We start from the raw sequence: 18,621 nt of genomic DNA, 5'->3' as shown, positions 1-18,621 counted from the left end.
TTTATAAATTTTCTATTTCTATGACGCCAACCGTTTCAAATGGCGTATTTGCCGAGATCTCAGCAAAGCTTAGCACCACGATGTCGATGGCAAAATTTGCGCAGATATTTGCTATAAATTTGCGAAGGCTTGGCTCCACGCAAAGCACCATCTCTCCGTGCTGACTCATCGGACGTTTCTCTTTTTCACGCCTCAAAGCTTGCACGATCGAAGATGTCTGAGCCACATTTATCATAAGATGATATGCGCCGTCTTTGTATTGCACCGCGTCCATAAGCTTTTGCTGTGCAGCACTATCTAAAATGTAAAAATTTAGCTGACCTTTCTCATCGACATAAAGCGAAGTGATGACACGTGAGAGCGCTGCGCGCACGTGCTCGATGATCATATCTAGGTTTTTACTAACCTCGGCGATGTCGCTAATTGATTCAAGTATACTAAGTAGGTCTTTGATCGGTATATTGTCTTTAAGCAGCGCTTTTAAAACCTTTTGGATCAAATTTATAGGTGCGATCCTTAGCGTATCCTCGACTACAACTGGGTAGTCGATCTTTAGTTTGTCTAATAAATTTTGCGTCTCTTGGCGAGTTAGAAGCTCAGCTGCATTTTGTTTGATAAGCTCACTCATATGCGTTGATATGACGCTTGCAGGATCAACTATCGTGTAGCCGCTAAGTATGGCGTCCTCTTTGACGCTAGCATCGATCCAGAGCGCGTCCAGCCCAAAAGCTGGCTCTTTTGTCGGAATCCCCTCGATATCTTCGCTAACTAGTCCACTATCCATCGCTAGAAATTTATCCGCATAAATTTCACCCTGACCGATCACGATACCTTTTAGCTTAAAGCGGTACTCGTTTGGCGGTAGTTGAAGGTTGTCACGAATTCTTATCTTTGGCATCAAAAAGCCAAGACTTGAAGCGATATTTCGCCTCATAGCACGAATCCTCTCAATGAGATCTACATCAGCTAGCTTTAGTAGGCCATATCCAAGGTCGAGCTCTAAAATTTCAAGCTTCAAGATATCATTTATCTTCGTCTCTTCTTCTCTTGCTATCTCTTCGTCGCTTTTCTTTGGAACCTTAGCAGCGGTGCCGCTTGTCGCACCAGCTCCTGCGGCACCAGACACACCTGTTCCAGTCTTTTTAGAAGCAGCTTTGTCTTTTGGCGCAAGGTTTAAATTTAATCCACCATCTTTGGTCTGCTTGATGATGTAGCCAAGCCCCAAAAACAGTAATGCAATGAAGCCAAGAGATAGTGTCGGAAGTCCAGGAACAAGAGCAAACATAAAGAGTATGAAGCCAACTATTAGTAAGGTTTTATAGTCTCCCAAGAGCTGATTTAGAGTGCCTTCTGCAAAGTCCTCATCGTCTTTGCTAGCCCTTGTGATGATGATAGCAGTTGCTGTTGATGTGATAAGTCCTGGGATCTGACTCACAAGACCGTCACCGATAGTTAGGATCGTATAATACTGGGCCGATGTAGCCATATCAAGGCCATGCTGAAACGAGCCAATAGCAAAGCCACCGATGATATTAATGATAGTGATGATGATGCCAGCGACGGCGTCACCTTTTATAAATTTAGACGAACCATCCATCGCGCCATAAAAATTTGCTTCGCCGATGATGGCTTGACGTCTTTCACGCGCTGTTTTTTCGTCAATCAAACCTGCGTTTAAATCCGCATCTATCGCCATTTGCTTACCTGGCATCGCATCAAGTGTAAAACGTGCTTGCACCTCGCTCACACGGGTTGAACCCTTTGTTACGACCATAAAATTTATGAGAACCAAGATACAAAAGACGATGGTTCCGATGACAAAGTTGCCACCAACGACAAAATTTCCAAAGCTTGAGATGATCTCGCTGACCGCTTCTGGGCCATTGTGACCTTCGCTTAAGATCATACGCGTAGTTGCGATGTTTAGCGAGAGGCGAAAAAGCGTAACGATAAGGATCAGTGTCGGAAATGTACTAAGATCGGTTGGTTTTGGCACATAAATCGAAATTAAGATTATAAGCACAGAAATAGAAATAGAAAGTGCCAAGAAAAAGTCAAGCACCGCGCTTGGAAGCGGTACGATAATGATAGCAAGGATGGCAACAATGATACCAACGATGCTAAGACTTTTAAACTTAACAATTGGCGCAAGAAACGGCGCAACAAGAGTTAAGATGTTATTTTTTTGCTTTGCCAACTTTACTTCTTAATGATATCACTTAGTTTGATCGCATCAAGCATCTCGTCGATCTTGCTTTGAAGACCGCTAAACATCGACCAAATTTGACAGCTTGAGGCTTTATTTGACGGGCAGCCATCTGCAGAAGATGAGCACTCAAAGACGTTAAGTTCACGTTTTTCAGCGCACTCTATTATCTTTTTTATGCTTAAATTTTCAGGTTCGTTATTTAGTGCGAAACCGCCATTTGCCCCTTTAAACGACTTTAAAATTCCATCTTTTGCAAGATTTTGTAAAATTTTGGCTAAAAAGCTTTTTGAAATTTTAAGTTCATTTGAGATCGTATCAACATCAACTGGCGATGATTTTTGAGATATTAAAATAAGCGAAAGTAGAGCGTATTCGCTTGCCTTTGTAAAAAGCATTTATCTTCCTTAACTCTTTAAATAGCTCTAATTTTATTAAATTTTTACTGCATTTTTCATTAATTTTTAAAAAGCGTGGTTTTATCTAACTTTATGTTTTAAATGCTATAATCGCTCTTCCAAAATTCACCAATCAGGAGGTCATCATGGCTTTGGATTCGGCTAAAAAAGCTCAAATAGTTGCGAAATTCGCTAGAAAAGAGGGAGATACAGGCTCTCCAGAAGTTCAAATAGCTCTTTTAACAGCTAGAATAACTGAACTTACAGAACACCTTAAAATTTTCAAAAAAGACTTTTCATCACGTTTAGGTCTTTTGAAACTAGTTGGTCAAAGAAAAAGACTTTTAAAGTATCTTAAAAACAAAGACTACACTACATATTCAAAACTAATCTCTGAGCTTGGCTTAAGAGATAAATAATCCCACGGAGAGTGACCTGCTCTCCTTTTAAATTTCTTTTTTTTAAATTTTCTATTTTTAAATTTCACTAACATTTTTCATTAAAATAAATTTGTCTGCAAATCCCTTTTATCACTAAATATAAAAAATTAATTTTATTATTTCAGATTATGTGTCAAATTTACACAATTTATTTCTTATTTGATAAATTTTAGAAATTTCTGCAAATTTAGCATATTTTTTAAATTCCTATATATTCGGCTTTTTAAATTTTATATAAAATATAACTTAAAATTAAAATTTATTTTTTAAATAAAGAATTTTTCATAAAAGATTAAGTTTCGCACTAGTAATATTACTCAAAATAAATATGCAGAAAATGCATAATTAGAAGGAGAAAGTGATGAAAGAAGGCAAAGTCATCTGTCCTTATTGTGGGACAGGCTGTCAAGTAACCTTGCACGTGGAAAACAACGTCGTTCGTGCCGCCACTGGCGTTGAAGACAATCCAGTCAATCAAGGAAATTTATGTTTAAAAGGCTTTTATGGCTGGGACTACGTTGCAAGTCCAGATAGACTCACAAAACCACTTATTAGAAAGAAAAATGGCGTATTTTCAAAGGATGGTGATTTTGAGGAAGCTAGCTGGGACGAGGCACTTGACCTTGTCGTAGAAAAGATGAAAGAGGCAAAAGAGAAATACGGCCCTGACTCACTAGCAGGTAACTTCTCAGCACGCTGTACGCTTGAGGACAACTACGTCGCTCAAAAGCTAATGCGTGCAGTAATTGGTACAAACAACGTCGATCACTGCGCTAGAATTTGACACGCTCCGACAGTAGCAGGACTTGCTAAAACAATCGGAAACGGAGCTGCCACAAATAGCTTTACAGAGATTGGCACTTATAGTAACTGTATATTAATGATAGGCTCAAACCCAGAAAATGGTCACCCAATCGCAGCTATGCACATCCAAAGAGCGCTAAACCGCGGTGCAAAACTGATCGTTATCGACCCTATTAAGACTGAGTTTGCAAGTAGAGCAGACATCCACTTGCAGCTAGAGCCTGAGCACAACATCCCTGTTATCAACGCACTTCTTTACACTATCATCGAAGAAGGTCTTGTAAATGAGGAATTTGTAAGAGATCACACAATAGGCATCGAGTATGTAAAAGAAGCTGTAAAGGACTATGCTCCAGAGGTCGTGGCTAAATACACAAGGCTAAATCCAGAGGATATCAGAGCGGCTGCTAGAATGTACGCTACCACAAAGCCGGCTGTCATCACTCACGGCATGGGTGTAACTCACTTTAACCACGGCGTTGGCGGAGTTTGCGATGTATCAAATTTATTCTTGATCACTGGCAACATCTGTGAGCTTGGCACAGGCGACTTACCATTACGTGGACAAGAAAATGTTCAAGGATGCTGCGATATGGGTGTTTTACCAAATATCTTCCCAAATCTTGGCTCAGTCACTGATCCAGAGCAAAGAGCTTGGTTTGAAAAAATGTGGCACCTAGAACCTGGATTTTTGAGCTCAAAAATAGGCGTTCATAAAACCGAAGTACCTGATGCGATCCTTGATGGCAAGGTGCATTTCTTCTGGACTATCGGCGAAAATCCGGTCATCTCTGAGCCAAATACAAACCACTTCTTAAAAGGTATCGCTCATGTTGATTTCTATGTCGTGCAAGATCTATTCTTAACCGAGACTTCACTAAAAGCTGACGTCATACTTCCAGGCGTTGCAAGTAGCGAGAAAGAAGGACTTTATACAAACGCAGAGCGCCGCGTACAGCACAACGAAGCAGTCATCACACCTCCAGGAGATGCTAGACAAGACTGGTGGATCGTTTGTGAGATCGCACGCCGTTTAGGTGCAACAGAGGGCTTTAACTTCAACTCACCAGAAGAAATTTGGGAAGAAGTTAGAAAATGCGACCCAAGACGATATGGTGGTATGAGTTATTACCGTATCAAAAAATATCATGGACTACACTGGCCATGTCCAAATGAAGATGACATGGGCGGTCAGAGCTTATATCTTGATAAGAAATTTTTCACACCTGATGGCAAAGGTCGTTTTGTGCCATGCCTTTTTGTGGATAAAGCCGATAAGATCGAGAGTGCAAAACTTGAGTTTGCTAAGAAGATGAATATGTCGCCTGAGTATCCTATCATGGCTGGCTCAGTCGATGAAAAGACTGACGATGAGTATCCGATACAACTTCTAACCACTAGAAAGGTCTATCAATACACCGTTGGCACTATGACAAGACGCTCACGAGCGATTGAAGAAGGCGGAGATAGCATCGGACCTATCGCCGAAATGAATCCAGCACTTGCAGCAAGATATGGCTTAAAACAAGGCGACTTCATCAAAGCATGGAGTAGATACGGCTACATCGTCGTAAAAGCTGAAGTAACAGACATCGTTCCTGATGGCATCATCCAGATGACTTTCCACTACTGGGAGAGCTCTTGCAATGAGTTAACAAGCAGCGGTTGGGACTACATCAGTAAGACTCCGACATTTAAAGCAGCTATTCAGATCAAAAAGATCAATGAAGAAGAATTTTTACGAGTTCGCGAACTAAAACGCATAAAATTCCAAACTTCAAAGATCATCTACGATGACTTCCACCATCACGGAAACGCAGCGGTAAATGAGTAAATTTAGCGGGTAACTCCCGCTAAATTTAAACTAAAATAAGAAGTCATTCTCACACATTGTAGATAATTGTTCCAATGAGTATTCAACAAAATCATTAGTGTTTGCTGGGATTTTTATCTTATCTCTTTCGCAAAGACCGCCTATAAATTTACCATCTTTATAATTCATAGTAACGCTTAATTTACCATCTTTCTTGTAGTATTTTTCTTTAGTTTTATGACTATCTTTAAACCAAGTTTCGCCTTTTAATTTTCCATTATCGTAAAATATTTTATAGTGTCCATCAAATACTTTACCATTGTTATAATTGATGGCTTCCATGAGCTGTCCATTTTCATACCAAACTTTCAATTCTCCATTTAAAACATCATCTGTCACATGTTTTTCTATATTCAACCTACCATTTGACAAGAAGTATTCTCTTACAACTCCATTTATTTTATTATTTTTGTATGGGATATCAGCCTTTAAACGCTCATTTTCATACTCTTTCAATAAGCAACCCTCAATCATGTCGAGTTTAGTCTCACAAATTTTATCTGTAGCCTTCAGTGAAAGTATCGCAATAAATATTAGCAAAACAGTCTTTTTCACTAATATCTCCTAGTTGGCGTGTATTTAAAATCACCACCATTTGTTTTTAAAATAACTTCCAAGATATCACCTATATCACAATTGATTGTTAGCTCATATTTTCCAGCAAAATCTAATTTTAAAGGAAATACATCAATATATAAGCTTCTTGACTCATCATTTAAATTTTGCAAATAAGCTATATTCTCTTTATCAGCCTTGTAAATACTACTCCTTGCTATGATTTTTTCATTATTTTTTGTATCTACAAGAAGTATTCCTTTATTCTTATCAACCATTACAATATCATGAAATAAACTACCCTCATTCTGCTGTTTTTCGGATGCAATTTTCACATTTTGTGGATATTTATTAGCATACTCTTGTGCTTTTTTTGAGTTAATGCCACGATATTTATCTACTATACAATTTCCACGATTAACAACAACATCGTTTATAACTGTATTATCTTCTTTAGCGGTTATAGCTATTTTATATATAGGAGTTTTAAAAATCCAATGTTCGCCTTGAATAAATTTAATCTCAGGCACTTCTATCTTATTTAAAACTTGCTCTATTTTCTCTTTTACTTTATTTGAGCTCTCTTGTATTTTATCTTTTATTTGAGAATTTTTATTTGAATTTTCACCATCTGTACAACCTACCAAAACTATGCTTAATATGCATACTAGTAATAAAATTATTCTATTTTTTTCATGGCTTTATCTTATTTTGCTTAAATCATAATCAAAGTCACCATTGCTTGTCTTGACCACCATTTTTTTCAGCTCATCTTTATAGCATTTAACAACGATTTGCACGCTATTGGACGGGAAAACATCAACATATAAAGCTCTTGAATCATCACTTAATAAATCAAAAAATTCATCAGCTTCCTTTGTTTTATATTTTATGTCGAAAAAAGGAACCTTTCCCCCGTTTTTAGCATTAAGTACGACTAAATACTTACTATTACTTCCAGTAGCTGTATCTGATATCTGCGCTCCTCCATTAAATAGATCATACTTGCCATTTAGATTATCAAAAACATACCCGTTCATCTTTTCTATAAAATTGCTATGTTGTTCGCTATTCACAACAAGGTCAGGATATTTCTCTGCATAAGCTCTCAATTTACGTTGGTCTGCTTTTTTAAATCTTTCTATTGGGCAATTACCATCGTTTACAATAACATCATCTACTGTGCCTTTTTCAGATGGCATTTCTATCTGAAAAACAGTATACCCCTCAACTATACTACTGCCGTAACGTATAGTAGGCTGGTTTAAACCAAACATATACACAACAGTAACAAGTACAACCATACCAAGAACAGATAAGACTAAAATTTTTCCTATAGTCTTCACAACAACTCCTTTAAATAAAATTTAATATTGTATTTATCACATAACTAATTTTTATATTAGATCTTTTTATCATTCCTATAAATCTTTGGCTATTATTAAGTGCATCAAAAAACTGTTTTTCATTTAGTTTTTTATCTTTGAGATAAGTCTGAACAGTGTCTTTAAATTTTTCTTTATCTAGAAACTTTTCAAATAAAGAAAATAAAGTATTTATTCTGATTTTTAGAATTTCATTATTTAAGCCATAATCAGCAAACGAACCAAGTTTATTTATTGCATTTATCATTTCGCGCTTTTGAACACTACTTTGTATATGAATTTTAACTTCACCATTTTGCTCATCATAGATTGCACTAAATTTTTTAGCAATATCTACAAGAGTTTCTCTAACTATTTCATCTCCACTTTGTCTTGGATACCTTAAATGGGCATTTAAAGTTAAATTCTTTACCTTTGTTTCGCTTATTTTTAATAAATTTGATATTTCGTAGTTTGATGAAATTTCAAAATGTTTTGAAAGTAGATGAAATATAAGAATTTCCGTTTCACTTTTACTCATAGAGCCAAAGCTACCAGACAGATAGTGTTCTAAAAATTCTTTACCAAAATTTTTACTCACTTCATCTATAATGCGTTGCAGTATTAGTTCCATAAAAAATATCCTTATTTTTTATGTGTAACTATATATATATTATTTAGCTTAAATTTATAAAAATAACCACTTTTTAAATGAAAATTTTACTTAAATGCAATGAAGCTCATAAAATTTCCCCATTTAAATGTGCTCTCGACTCGCTTAAAGCCAGCATTTAGGGCTAAGCTTCTATTTTCTTCTTCGGTGTATGGCACCAGTACATTTTCAAGTGCCTCTCTTTTTTGAGCGATCTCATAGCGTGAGTAGCCTTGTGCTTGTTTGTAGTCTTCATAAATTTCTATGACGCTTTTAGTAAGTTTTTTATCTTCAAAGATGATCTTTTCACTAAACAAAAAGACGCCATTTTCATTTAGTCCGTTATAAATTTTTTGCACCAGATCAGCTCTTTTTGGCGGTCTGATAAACTGCAAAGTATAGTTTGCCAAAACTGCGTCAAAGTCCACTAGCTCACACTTTAAAATATCATCAAGCAAAAATTTTATCTTTGCTCCATAAGCCTTTGCCTTATTTTTGGCATTTGCTAGCATAGCTTCAGAGTTATCCACGCCACTTAGCACGAGGTCGTTTCTAAGGTTATTTAGTAAAAGTAGGCTATTTGCCGTCGAGCAGCCAAGGTCGCATACACTTGCATCTTTTGGCAAAATTTTAGCTAGTAGCTTTGCATTTAGATTTGAGCTCACATCGTAAAACGGCACCGAGCGCGAGATCATATCATCAAATACGCTCGCCACAAAGTCGTCAAACTCGAACTGCTTACTTATAGGCTCTTTAAAAATTTCATCTCTCATATACCAGCTCCGTATCCGTCAAAGTATCTCATCGTCTATCCAAAAAAGAGATCGCACACGCCCACGCACTGTCTAGCCTCGTTTATATCACGCTTTATCTGCTCTTTTAGCTCGCTAAGATTATTAAATTTTTTATTATCTCTTAGGCGTTTTATGAAGCAAACGGCAACGTGCTTCGTTACTTTTGGCGCGATCTCGTCTAAGATGTGCGTCTCGACACTAAAATTTCCATCTGTGCTAAGCCTATTACCTATAAATGTGACCGAGCCATAGGTGTATGAGCCCATCCTAGTTCTTGTCGCATAGACGCCCTCGCGCGGCAAAAGATAGCTTTTGATCTCTAAATTTAGCGTAGCAACTAGCTCTTTTGCGCCGATGCCCTGCCCTTTTATCACATTTCCCTCGATCGAGTACTCCCTGCCTATTAGCCTGTTTGCCTCTTCAATGTTGCCCTGACGTATTAGCTCCCTAATGGCTGAGCTATGCACGCCCATACCATCGTAGCAAACCTCATCAACGACAACTACCTCGCCATCAAAAATTCTTTTCAAATCGTGCTTATCCCACGCTCTATTTCTGCCAAATCTAAAATCAAACCCAACAACGATCTTTTTTAAATTTTTAAAATCATGTTTTAGCAATGTGATAAATTCCTCGCCGCTAAGCCCTTTAATGGTGTCAAAATCATATAAAAAGCAAGGATAGTTTGAGTATTCGGCTCGCTTTAGCTTTGGCGTAATGTTGGCTTTATTCTTATCGATCACGACAAGTCCGCCAAACTCGCCAAGCTGCTTTAGAAGCTGCTTGTGTCCCCTATGTACGCCGTCAAAGTGCCCGATCGCAACGGCAGTGATATTATCTTTTGTTAAAAGCGTAGAAAAATTCGGCATTTCCTTCCTTTCCTTTGACCTCGCACTCTTTGCAAGCTATCAGTTCAAATTTCAAGCTGCTTGCTAGCACTTCAAAGCGCTTCATCGCTAAATTTACAGCCTTAGCGTCAGTGACAACGCCTTTTTTGTTGCGTTTTATACCAACGCCCACTTCAAACTGCGGTTTAAAAAGCGTTATAATGAGCGAATTCTCGTTTGCAAGCTGGCAAATAGCTGGCAAAATTTCATCCAAAGAGATAAAGCTCACGTCGCAGGTTATTAGATCAAATTTACCTTGCTCTTGCTTAGCAAACTCTCTGACGTCAGTTTTCTCATAAATTTTTACCCGCTCATCGCTTCTTAAACTATCGTCAAGCTGATTAGTACCCACATCTACACCAGTCACGCTCTTTACGCCGCTTTCAAGTAAAATTTGCATAAAGCCACCTGTTGAGCTTCCGATATCAAGTGCGTTTTTACCAGTTAATTCAAATTTCATTGCTTTTAAAAAACTCTTTAGTTTAAGCGCGCCTCGCCCAACGTAAATTTCATCTAGCAGCGAAATTTTAGCTTCACTAACCTCGCTTGAAACCTTGGTGCAAATTTCGCCATCTGCTAGCACCTTGCCAGATTTTATTAGCTCGCTCGCCTTGTTTCTACTGATGTTTAAAACGCTTGCGACGTAGTTATCAAGCCTCAAGTTTTAGCCTCTCATATTCGCTCTCATCGATCACTCGCACGCCTAGCTCATTTGCTTTATCAAGCTTACTGCCAGCCTCCTCGCCAGCTAGCACGAAGTCTGTTTTTTTAGAAACTGAGCTTGAAACCTTTGCGCCAAAACTCTCAAGCTCAGCCTTTATCTCATCTCTTGGGCGACTTAGCGTGCCAGTTATCACCACCGTTTTGCCACTTAGCGCATTTGAGATGCTTTGCACCTGCGTTACGCTTGGTTGCACGATCTGACTAAGAGCTAAAATTTCGTCCCTATTTACCTCGGCAAAGTCTATCAAGCTATTTGCCATCTCCACGCCAAAGCCTTCAAGCGAGACAAGCTCTTCAAAACTAGCATCAAGCCAGCCTAGCCCAAAGCTACTTGCAAGCTTTTTAGCCGCCACTTCGCCGATGTGCTCGCAGCCAAGACCCGTGATAAAGCGCGATAGCTCCGCACCTTTGCTAGCTTCGATAGCATTTAAAAGATTATTTACCTTTTTCTCTTTAAAACCCTCAAGCGCAATGAGATCATCAAATTTAAGGCCGTAGATATCTTTTATGCAGGAAATTAGCCCCTTATCAAATAGTAAATTTACGATCGCATCGCCAAGGCCGTCGATGTTTAGGCATTTTTTCGACGCATAGTGGATGATAGAGCCCACCACTCTTGCCCTGCAGCTTAAATTTTGACACTTTAAAAACGCTCCCTCATCAAGCAGGTGCGAGCCGCAAACTGGGCAAAATTTAGGCCTATCAATCGCTTGCTCGCTGCCATCTCGCCTATCCTTATAAACCTTTGTTATCTTTGGTATAACATCACCTGAGCGGATGATACCGATATAGTCGTTTTTCATAACGCCAAGGCGCTCGATCTCGTCAAAGTTATGAAGTGTGGCGGATTTTACATTTGCACCATCGATATTTACCTCATCAAGCACGCCAACAGGCGTTACTACGCCGCTTCTGCCAACTTGAAGTGCGACATCTTTTAGCCTAGTCACCTTTTCAATGGCTGGAAATTTAAACGCCACCATAAATTTTGGAAATTTGACCGTATAGCCTAGCTCTTCGCAGCGCGTAAGGTCATTTACACGTATCACCATACCATCCATCATCACACTTTTTGAGTCACGATTTGCCAAAAGCTCGTTGTACGCAGCCTCAAGCTCGTCTTTTTTTAAAATTTTGAAAAAATCATCTCTTTCAAAGCCAAGATCACGCACAAATTTCATCACCTCGCTGTGATCTTTTAGCCCAAGGCTCTGCTCGCCCACACCCCAAGGTATAAAAAGTAGCTTTCTTTTAGCAGTCACCGCACCATCAAGCTGTCTTAGACTGCCAGCTGCAGCGTTTCTAGGGTTTGAAAGCGGCGCCTCGCCATCTTTTGCGCGCTCTGCATTTAGTAGCTCAAAGTCATCTTTTCTTATGACGACTTCGCCTCGAATTTCGATAAGTCCTTTGTAGCTAATGCTCTTTGGCACCGAGCTAATGGTCCTTGCATTTAGTGTCACATCCTCGCCTGTAACGCCGTCGCCTCTTGTTATCGCCCTAACTAAAACGCCATTTTCATAGAGCAAATTTAAACTCGCTCCGTCAAATTTAGGCTCAGCTACAAAAGTTAAATTTTCTTTCTCGCCGCGTTTTAGCCACGCATCAAGCTCGGCTAGATCAAAGATATCTTCCATACTCCACATGCGTTTGATGTGATTGGCCTTACTAAAGCCCTCTTTTACAGTACCACCCACGCGTTTTGTAGGTGAAAAGATAGAAATTTCGCTTGGATTTGCCTGCTCGAAGGCTAAAACCGCGTGATATAGTGCGTCGTATTCCTCGTCGCTTGCAAGTGGCTCGTCATCGTCGTAGTAGGCCTTTGCCCACGCATTTAGCGTATCTATTGCTCGTTCGTACTCTTGTTTTGTCATTTTTGCTCCAAATTTACACCGCATTTTATCTTAAACATACTTTATAAATGATCCAAATTTAGCTCTCTTGCGTCACAAAGATGGACATTTTTATAGACATTTGCTATCTCATCCCTCGCCCTCATCAGCGCAAAGCCAAGCAAATTTTGCCCTCGCCATTTCATAGGATTTTGCGCATTTTCATCGCTTGCGGACAAACCTATGCCCCAAATTTTATCAACTGGGCTTGCCTCAACCAAAACTTTACTCCCAGTTTGGAGCAAAAAGTCTCGCAAAGGGGCATTTTGGCTAAATTTTAAATAGCTCGCATTTAGCACGACGTTAAATTTGACCTCGTCCCAGATCTTAGCGTCAAAGCCACGCACCTGCCTGCCAAGCGCCTTCATATGCACTGGATCTTTAGCGGATAAAATTTTCTCCAAAGTCTCTTTATCGCCAAAGCACTCAGCCTTTTTAGCCATCATATATTGCTCAGCGCAAAGGTATCTAGTTTCATCTTGCCAAAAGCCAGAGGCGTACCACTGACTAAGACAGCTTGCACTTATACCTGCACTCTTTTGATGACCCCAAAATAGAAGAAATTTATCCGATTTTCCAGCGTTATAGCGCTTTTTAAGCCATTTTAACTCATATCTAGGCTCATGCTCCCAAAGGTCTATAACAAAGTCATCGTTGATAAAAAGCGCACTTTCGTCGCCTCCAAGCGTCTCATCCCAGTATCCACGCCACGTCGCAGGCTCAGCAAAAAGCCGCCGATGCTCGCTATATTCATCTTGACTTAGCGATTTTAGCCAGTCATTAAATTTAAACTTATAATCCTCACCAGCGCCCATCCTCCAACCGATAGAAAATGGATCGATATGGGGAAATTTGATCCAAGGTGGCGGAAGTAAATTTTTCATCTAGCCTCTTTTAGCCAAGCACCCTACCAAAGCGTGGCTTGACTCATCGCCTCATGCATATTAAAAAGCTGCTTATGCTCGGCCACGTCGTGTGTACGGATGATATGTGCGCCGTTTTCGAAGGCCTTTAAGTGTAGGTAAAGCGAGCCTGGTAAACGGTCTTTAACCTCACTTGGACTGTAATGATTTATAACTGATTTGCGGCTGGCACCAACTAGTAGTGGGCACTCAAATTTCAAAAAATGCTCCAAATGCTTGATAAGCAATAAATTTTGCTCAGCTGTCTTGCCAAAGCCAATACCCACATCAAGCACAAGCTTTTTGGCACCAAGCTCCTTTGCTAGGGCTATCTTTTGCTCAAAAAAGTCTGCTATCTCGCCGATTAAGTCATTATATTTTGGTGCGACCTGCATAGTCGCAGGATCGCCTTGCATATGCATCATGCAAAACTCAGCGTCATATCGCGCCGCAAGCGTGGCAAGTGAGGCATTTGCCGTGATGTCATTTATCATTTTAAAGCCGTGATTTAGAGCAAATTCAAGACAATAAGGATCAAAGCTATCAAGGCTAAATTTCGCCTTTTCATGTAAATTTAGCTTGTAAATTTCCTCCACGATATCTTTTATGCGCCTAAATTCCTCTTCGCGACCGCAGTACTCGCTCCCAGGCCTTGAACTAACGCCACCAAGGTCGATATAGTCTGCACCTGCTTCTATCATGTATTCTATTTTTGAGATACCATTTTGCGTATTTATGCGGCTTTGTTCGTTAAAGCTATCTGTGTTTATATTTGCAACGCCCATTATAAGAGGCTTTATTGGCTTTATAAATTTTGTCTCTAAAAAGGCTGCTAAATTTTTAAGTCCAAAGTCTTGTAGCTTTTCTTTTTTAGCTAGCTGTCTAAGCTGTGCATTTGTCGCCATTAGCAATGCTTTATTTAGACTCTCACGGCCCAAAATCGTATCTTTGTGTGTCACAAGCTCAGCCCCAACACTTAATGCATCTTGCTTTAGGATATTTGCCGCTGGGGTTTTTATCTCATCTATGTAAATAAAATTTATCTCGCTCTTTTCATGCATGAGCTTAATGCCAGCAGGACTTGGTGAGATAGCTTTGCAAATTTCATCAAAGTCGCTTTTGTTATTTATCTTGTAAAATTTCAACGTCGTCCTTTTTGAAATATAGTAAGCAGTAGCGGCGTTAGCACGGCGTGAGACTTGGCATTTAGATCCGCAAGCTTGATAAGCGAGAAAAAATAATCCATCTCCTCGCCGCTAAATTTATACCCAGCATCAACTGCCTTTGTCACGATAACTCCAACAAGCTCTTTTAGCTCGTTTTTGCTAAATTTCTGTGCTTGCTCGTCTGCGATCTTTTGATCGATAAAGATTGTTAGCTCTTTTAGGCTAAGAGATTTTAAATTTAGATCAAGAGTTATTTTTGGCTTTTTTGTGAGATTATTTTCTATGAGCATTCTTGATCTAATCGTTGGTAGAAGTAAATTTTTACTCTGCGCAGCTATTATAAATTTGATATTTCTTGGAGGCTCTTCGATGATCTTTAAAAGTGCATTTTGAGCCTCTGTCCTAAAAGAATTAGCATGTATTACTAAAATTTTTTCATCTTTTTCAGCAATGTATGCTTCTGTGATGACCTCTTTTGCGTTTTCTAGCAAAAAATCATCACTTACATAAAATCTTAAATTATTAATGCCAAACTCATCTTCAAGTTTGGCTTTTAAATTTTCAAAATCGCTTGTAATGACGATTTTATTAAGCATTTAGAGTATCACCTTTGCAAAGAGCGCCGCATCGATGCTTTTATCAAAAATTTTGCAAAGACTTATTAGTTTAATATCTAAATTTTCATCGCTTGAGCTAAGAGTAAAGCTATTTTGTGCCTGCTCGTCAAATAGCCACATATAACTATCCTCATCGCTTTTGGCTAAATTCGCATATCTATCAAGACTCTTTCCAATATAAAAAAACAAGTAACCATTTGGAAAAGCAAGACTTAGCATATCTTTTAGAAGCTGCTTTTGTTCATTTGTCTCTATCTCATCGAGCGATGGATAAAGTGATCTTAGGCTAAAAAATGGCAAAAATGGCCTTATGCTTTTTGAATGGTTCATCTTTTTTAAAAGATAAATTTCAAACCATCTTCGCTCTTCATCGCTTATAGTTATAAAAGCCCTTCCTTCAAGTAAAAATTTAAGCCTAGATGCGAGCAAAGGCGTCCATTCGACACGCCTTTCCTCCATCCAGCTCATCAAAGGGCCTTCGTCCCTAATAGCCTTTAACGTCCACTGAATAAAATCTTGCATTATTTATCTAGCTTATAAGCATCGTGAAGTACGCGAACCGCTAGCTCACCATATTTTTGATCAACGATCATTGAAATTTTTATCTCGCTTGTTGAGATCATTTGGATATTTATGCCCTCTTTTGCAAGCGTTTCAAATGCTAGACATGCTACACCGCTATGGCTCTTCATGCCGACGCCAATAACTGAAACTTTCACGATCGCGTCATCAAATTCTATATGTTTTGCAGCTGAGAGCTTTTGCATAGTCTCTTTTGCTAGTTCAAGCTCGTTTTGTGGCACTGTAAAGCCTAAATTTGTAGTGCCGTCATGTCCTACGTTTTGGATTATCATATCTACGTTTATGTTTTCATGAGCTAAAGCTGTAAAAATTTCTGCTGCGATGCCAGGCTTATCAACTACGCCTCTTAGTGTTACTCTTGCTTGATTTTTATCTAGTGCTATTCCGCTTACTAAAACTGCTTCCATATTGTCATCTTCCTTTGCTATTAATGTACCTTCGTTGTGATTAAAGCTACTTCTTGTAATGAGTTTTACATTTAGTTTTTTTGCCAGCTCGACTGAGCGATTTTGTAGCACCTTTGCTCCAGCAGAAGCGAGCTCTAGCATCTCATCATAGCTTATCTTCTCAAGTTTTTTTGCCTTTTTTTCTATCCTTGGATCAGTCGTATAAACGCCATCAACATCGGTAAAAATTTCGCATAGATCAGCATCAAGCGCCCCTGCTAATGCAACTGCACTAAGGTCACTACCACCTCTACCAAGGGTTGTGATATTACCTTTTTCATCTATACCTTGAAAGCCAGCCACAACCACGATTTTGCCAGCTTTTAGCTCGGCTTTTAGCCTAGCAGTCTCTATCCTTTCGATCCTTGCTTTTGTATGAATATCATCAGTAATAATGCCTGCCATCGCACCTGTCATACCCACACATGCATAGCCTTTTGCATTAAGTGCGATCGTTAAAAGCGCGGTCGTTACTTGCTCTCCAGAGCTTAAAAGCATATCAGTGGCGACGCCATCTGGATGTTTTGAAAAATACTCACTATATTCAACCAATTGATTTGTAACTCCGCTCATCGCAGAAACTACCACAACTACGTCTGCACCGCTATTTTTTGTCTCAATGACTCTATTTGCCACAGCTTCGATGCGTTCAAGTGTTCCTACGCTAGTTCCGCCAAATTTTTGAACGATCAACATCAAAAATATCCTTTCTCTTTAAAATAACTCAAAACCTTTTCATAAATAGGTTTTTTAAAGTGATTTATATTCTCTAAACTTCTACCAAAATCTACAAATTTATACTCGCTAAACTCAGGATGCTCTGTCTTTAAATTTACACTGGCACCATTTTTAAGTCTAACTAAAAAATACTTTTGCGTCTGCCCATCAAATGGGTAAAATTTCTTTGCCGCGTTTACTGGAAAGTCGTAGCTTAGCCACTGCGGATACTCTTCTAAAATATCGATTTTATCAGTTCCAATCTCTTCTTTAAGCTCCCTTTTTAAGGCTTGCTTTGGACTCTCGCCTTCGTCTATTCCGCCTTGAGGAAACTGCCAGATATCGTCCATATCCACTCTTTTTGCTACTAAAATTTCACATTTAAACGGATACAAGCTAGACAAAACAACAGCTGCCACGTTTGGTCTATATTTTTTTTGCATGTTTTTTCCAAAAAATTTTATTTGGGATAATAACTAAAAAGAGTTAAGAGATAGATAAATAAAAACTACTTTTTACGCCGTTTGTAGTAAATCACGCAACCGCTAAAAAGTAGCACGCCAACTCCAAAAGAAGCCATAAAAAAGATAAATTTTCCAGCCTCTCCAAATATATATCCAGCGTGCAGATCAAGCATAAATTTATAAATTTCAAAAGATTTTGGCATGGTATTTTTTAAAATTTCTCCACTTGCCGTATCGACCGCAAGCCTAACGCCGTCACTCTCACTAGCACCTTTTGGCAAGTAAAAGATCATAAATTTTACGCCATCTTTATTGAGAATAAAATTTAAAGCATCAAACTCATTTCCAAATTTTAAAGTAAAAATTTCATAAGCCTTTTGAAGATTTTCTACCTTTTGCTCATCATTTAGGCTAAAACCATTTTTGCTAGTAAAATTTGGCTTTTTAAATACCTTTTGCTCGCCATAAATTTGATTTATGACCTTAGCAAAGCTCTCATAAGAAAAGTATAGACCGCTAACACAGATAATAAGCAAAATAACCCCCAAATAAAGCCCTAAAAATCCATGCAACGAATATAAAAATGTAAATTTCTTTGCCTTTAGATTTAGCTTAAAGGCGCTAATAAATTTACTTCTAAATCTCCAAAAATGTATCAGCACCCCGGTTATTAAAATCACAAGTAATGCAAGCGTCGAAATCGCAACTAGCTCACTTGCAAATTTAGATAAATTTTCATTTTTAAATAGAGCTAGTCCTAGATTTTTATGTAAATTTAAAGCTAGCCCTATAAATTTTTCTACACTATTTTCAGAGACTATCTCGCCCGTATAAGGATCTACAAAGAATGACTTAAACTCGCCACTCTCGCTTGTGCCACTTACTACATAAGCTCTATTTGCCTCGCCTTTTATCTTTATATAACTAAGGTTAAAATTTGGCATGGTCTTGCTAAAGACCTTTAAAATTTCATCTATTTTTAAAGCGCTTTTATTAGTCGTTATGTCTATCTCATCTTTACTAAAAGCCTCAATTATCTCATCGTGATACGAAATAATTGCTCCACTAATTGAGATTATCAAAAGTGGCAAAGCAAAGACAAGAGCTAAAATTAAGTGAAATTTCCGCCAAATTTTAAACAT

Annotated in this window: 19 protein-coding genes; 2 read left to right on the top strand and 17 right to left on the bottom strand. The window is 38.6% G+C overall.

All coding sequences use genetic code 11. The annotated features are described in order from the left end of the window. Window position 1 precedes the first annotated feature (1 nt). Entirely contained in the window at window positions 2-2,197 is a 2,196-nt protein-coding gene (flhA, locus tag B9N66_RS08140) for a flagellar biosynthesis protein FlhA (RefSeq protein ID WP_087580604.1), read from the bottom strand. 2 nt (window positions 2,198-2,199) lie between these two features. Beyond that, the gene (locus B9N66_RS08135; RefSeq protein ID WP_087580603.1) at window positions 2,200-2,604 is read right to left on the bottom strand and encodes an RrF2 family transcriptional regulator; all 405 of its coding nucleotides are present in this window, start codon (window positions 2,602-2,604) and stop codon (window positions 2,200-2,202) included. 146 nt (window positions 2,605-2,750) lie between these two features. Between B9N66_RS08135 and rpsO the strand changes: the two genes are divergently transcribed. Both rpsO and B9N66_RS08125 read left to right on the top strand, forming a co-directional pair. Further along, window positions 2,751-3,023: a 30S ribosomal protein S15 gene (gene rpsO / locus B9N66_RS08130; RefSeq protein WP_004317763.1), complete on the top strand. Its 273-nt coding sequence runs from the start codon at window positions 2,751-2,753 to the stop codon at window positions 3,021-3,023. A 382-nt stretch (window positions 3,024-3,405) separates the two neighbouring features. Then, window positions 3,406-5,682 carry a molybdopterin oxidoreductase family protein gene (locus B9N66_RS08125; RefSeq protein ID WP_087580602.1) on the top strand — a complete coding sequence of 759 codons (2,277 nt, stop codon included), beginning with the start codon at window positions 3,406-3,408 and terminating at the stop codon, window positions 5,680-5,682. Window positions 5,683-5,712: 30 nt separating this feature from the next. Here B9N66_RS08125 and B9N66_RS08120 read toward each other — a convergent pair whose 3' ends face one another. The 15 genes from B9N66_RS08120 to B9N66_RS08050 form a co-directional block, all read right to left on the bottom strand. Beyond that, window positions 5,713-6,276, bottom strand: coding sequence for a toxin-antitoxin system YwqK family antitoxin (locus B9N66_RS08120; protein ID WP_087580601.1), 564 nt, complete (start codon window positions 6,274-6,276; stop codon window positions 5,713-5,715). Further along, the gene (locus B9N66_RS08115; protein ID WP_087580600.1) at window positions 6,276-6,923 is read right to left on the bottom strand and encodes a hypothetical protein; all 648 of its coding nucleotides are present in this window, start codon (window positions 6,921-6,923) and stop codon (window positions 6,276-6,278) included. Before B9N66_RS08115 ends, B9N66_RS08120 begins: the two co-directional genes overlap by 1 nt. Before the next feature lie 54 nt (window positions 6,924-6,977). Further along, window positions 6,978-7,622, bottom strand: coding sequence for a hypothetical protein (locus B9N66_RS08110; protein ID WP_087580599.1), 645 nt, complete (start codon window positions 7,620-7,622; stop codon window positions 6,978-6,980). A gap of 10 nt (window positions 7,623-7,632) precedes the next feature. Then, window positions 7,633-8,274, bottom strand: coding sequence for a PTS sugar transporter subunit IIBC (locus B9N66_RS08105; protein WP_087580598.1), 642 nt, complete (start codon window positions 8,272-8,274; stop codon window positions 7,633-7,635). An 86-nt stretch (window positions 8,275-8,360) separates the two neighbouring features. Continuing rightward, on the bottom strand, window positions 8,361-9,065 hold the full coding sequence (gene cmoA, locus B9N66_RS08100; RefSeq protein ID WP_087580597.1) for a carboxy-S-adenosyl-L-methionine synthase CmoA: 705 nt from the start codon (window positions 9,063-9,065) through the stop codon (window positions 8,361-8,363). 35 nt (window positions 9,066-9,100) lie between these two features. Next, entirely contained in the window at window positions 9,101-9,955 is an 855-nt protein-coding gene (locus tag B9N66_RS08095) for a bifunctional riboflavin kinase/FAD synthetase (RefSeq protein WP_087580596.1), read from the bottom strand. Further along, the gene (gene tlyA, locus B9N66_RS08090) at window positions 9,921-10,634 is read right to left on the bottom strand and encodes a 23S rRNA (cytidine-2'-O)-methyltransferase TlyA (protein ID WP_087580595.1); all 714 of its coding nucleotides are present in this window, start codon (window positions 10,632-10,634) and stop codon (window positions 9,921-9,923) included. The genes B9N66_RS08095 and tlyA overlap by 35 nt, the downstream gene beginning before the upstream one ends. After that, the gene (gene ligA / locus B9N66_RS08085) at window positions 10,624-12,567 is read right to left on the bottom strand and encodes an NAD-dependent DNA ligase LigA (protein WP_087580594.1); all 1,944 of its coding nucleotides are present in this window, start codon (window positions 12,565-12,567) and stop codon (window positions 10,624-10,626) included. The genes tlyA and ligA overlap by 11 nt, the downstream gene beginning before the upstream one ends. A gap of 41 nt (window positions 12,568-12,608) precedes the next feature. Further along, the gene (locus B9N66_RS08080; RefSeq protein WP_087580593.1) at window positions 12,609-13,469 is read right to left on the bottom strand and encodes an NADAR family protein; all 861 of its coding nucleotides are present in this window, start codon (window positions 13,467-13,469) and stop codon (window positions 12,609-12,611) included. 23 nt (window positions 13,470-13,492) lie between these two features. After that, window positions 13,493-14,632 carry a dihydropteroate synthase gene (folP, locus tag B9N66_RS08075; protein ID WP_087580592.1) on the bottom strand — a complete coding sequence of 380 codons (1,140 nt, stop codon included), beginning with the start codon at window positions 14,630-14,632 and terminating at the stop codon, window positions 13,493-13,495. Beyond that, entirely contained in the window at window positions 14,629-15,249 is a 621-nt protein-coding gene (locus tag B9N66_RS08070; protein ID WP_087580591.1) for a DNA polymerase III subunit delta', read from the bottom strand. Before B9N66_RS08070 ends, folP begins: the two co-directional genes overlap by 4 nt. Further along, the gene (locus B9N66_RS08065; RefSeq protein ID WP_021091525.1) at window positions 15,250-15,792 is read right to left on the bottom strand and encodes a HobA family DNA replication regulator; all 543 of its coding nucleotides are present in this window, start codon (window positions 15,790-15,792) and stop codon (window positions 15,250-15,252) included. Continuing rightward, entirely contained in the window at window positions 15,792-16,994 is a 1,203-nt protein-coding gene (locus B9N66_RS08060) for an aspartate kinase (RefSeq protein ID WP_021091541.1), read from the bottom strand. Before B9N66_RS08060 ends, B9N66_RS08065 begins: the two co-directional genes overlap by 1 nt. Next, window positions 16,994-17,458: an RNA pyrophosphohydrolase gene (locus B9N66_RS08055; protein WP_087580590.1), complete on the bottom strand. Its 465-nt coding sequence runs from the start codon at window positions 17,456-17,458 to the stop codon at window positions 16,994-16,996. The genes B9N66_RS08060 and B9N66_RS08055 overlap by 1 nt, the downstream gene beginning before the upstream one ends. Before the next feature lie 65 nt (window positions 17,459-17,523). Next, complete coding sequence (locus tag B9N66_RS08050) at window positions 17,524-18,621, bottom strand: PepSY-associated TM helix domain-containing protein (RefSeq protein WP_087580589.1); 1,098 nt, start codon at window positions 18,619-18,621, stop codon at window positions 17,524-17,526.

Origin of the sequence: Campylobacter concisus, assembly GCF_002165775.1 — a bacterium.
In the GTDB taxonomy this organism is placed as follows: Bacteria; Campylobacterota; Campylobacteria; order Campylobacterales; family Campylobacteraceae; genus Campylobacter_A; species Campylobacter_A concisus_E.
The sequence above is the reverse complement of the archived record's forward strand: the minus strand, read 5'-3'. Positions and strand labels throughout refer to the sequence as shown.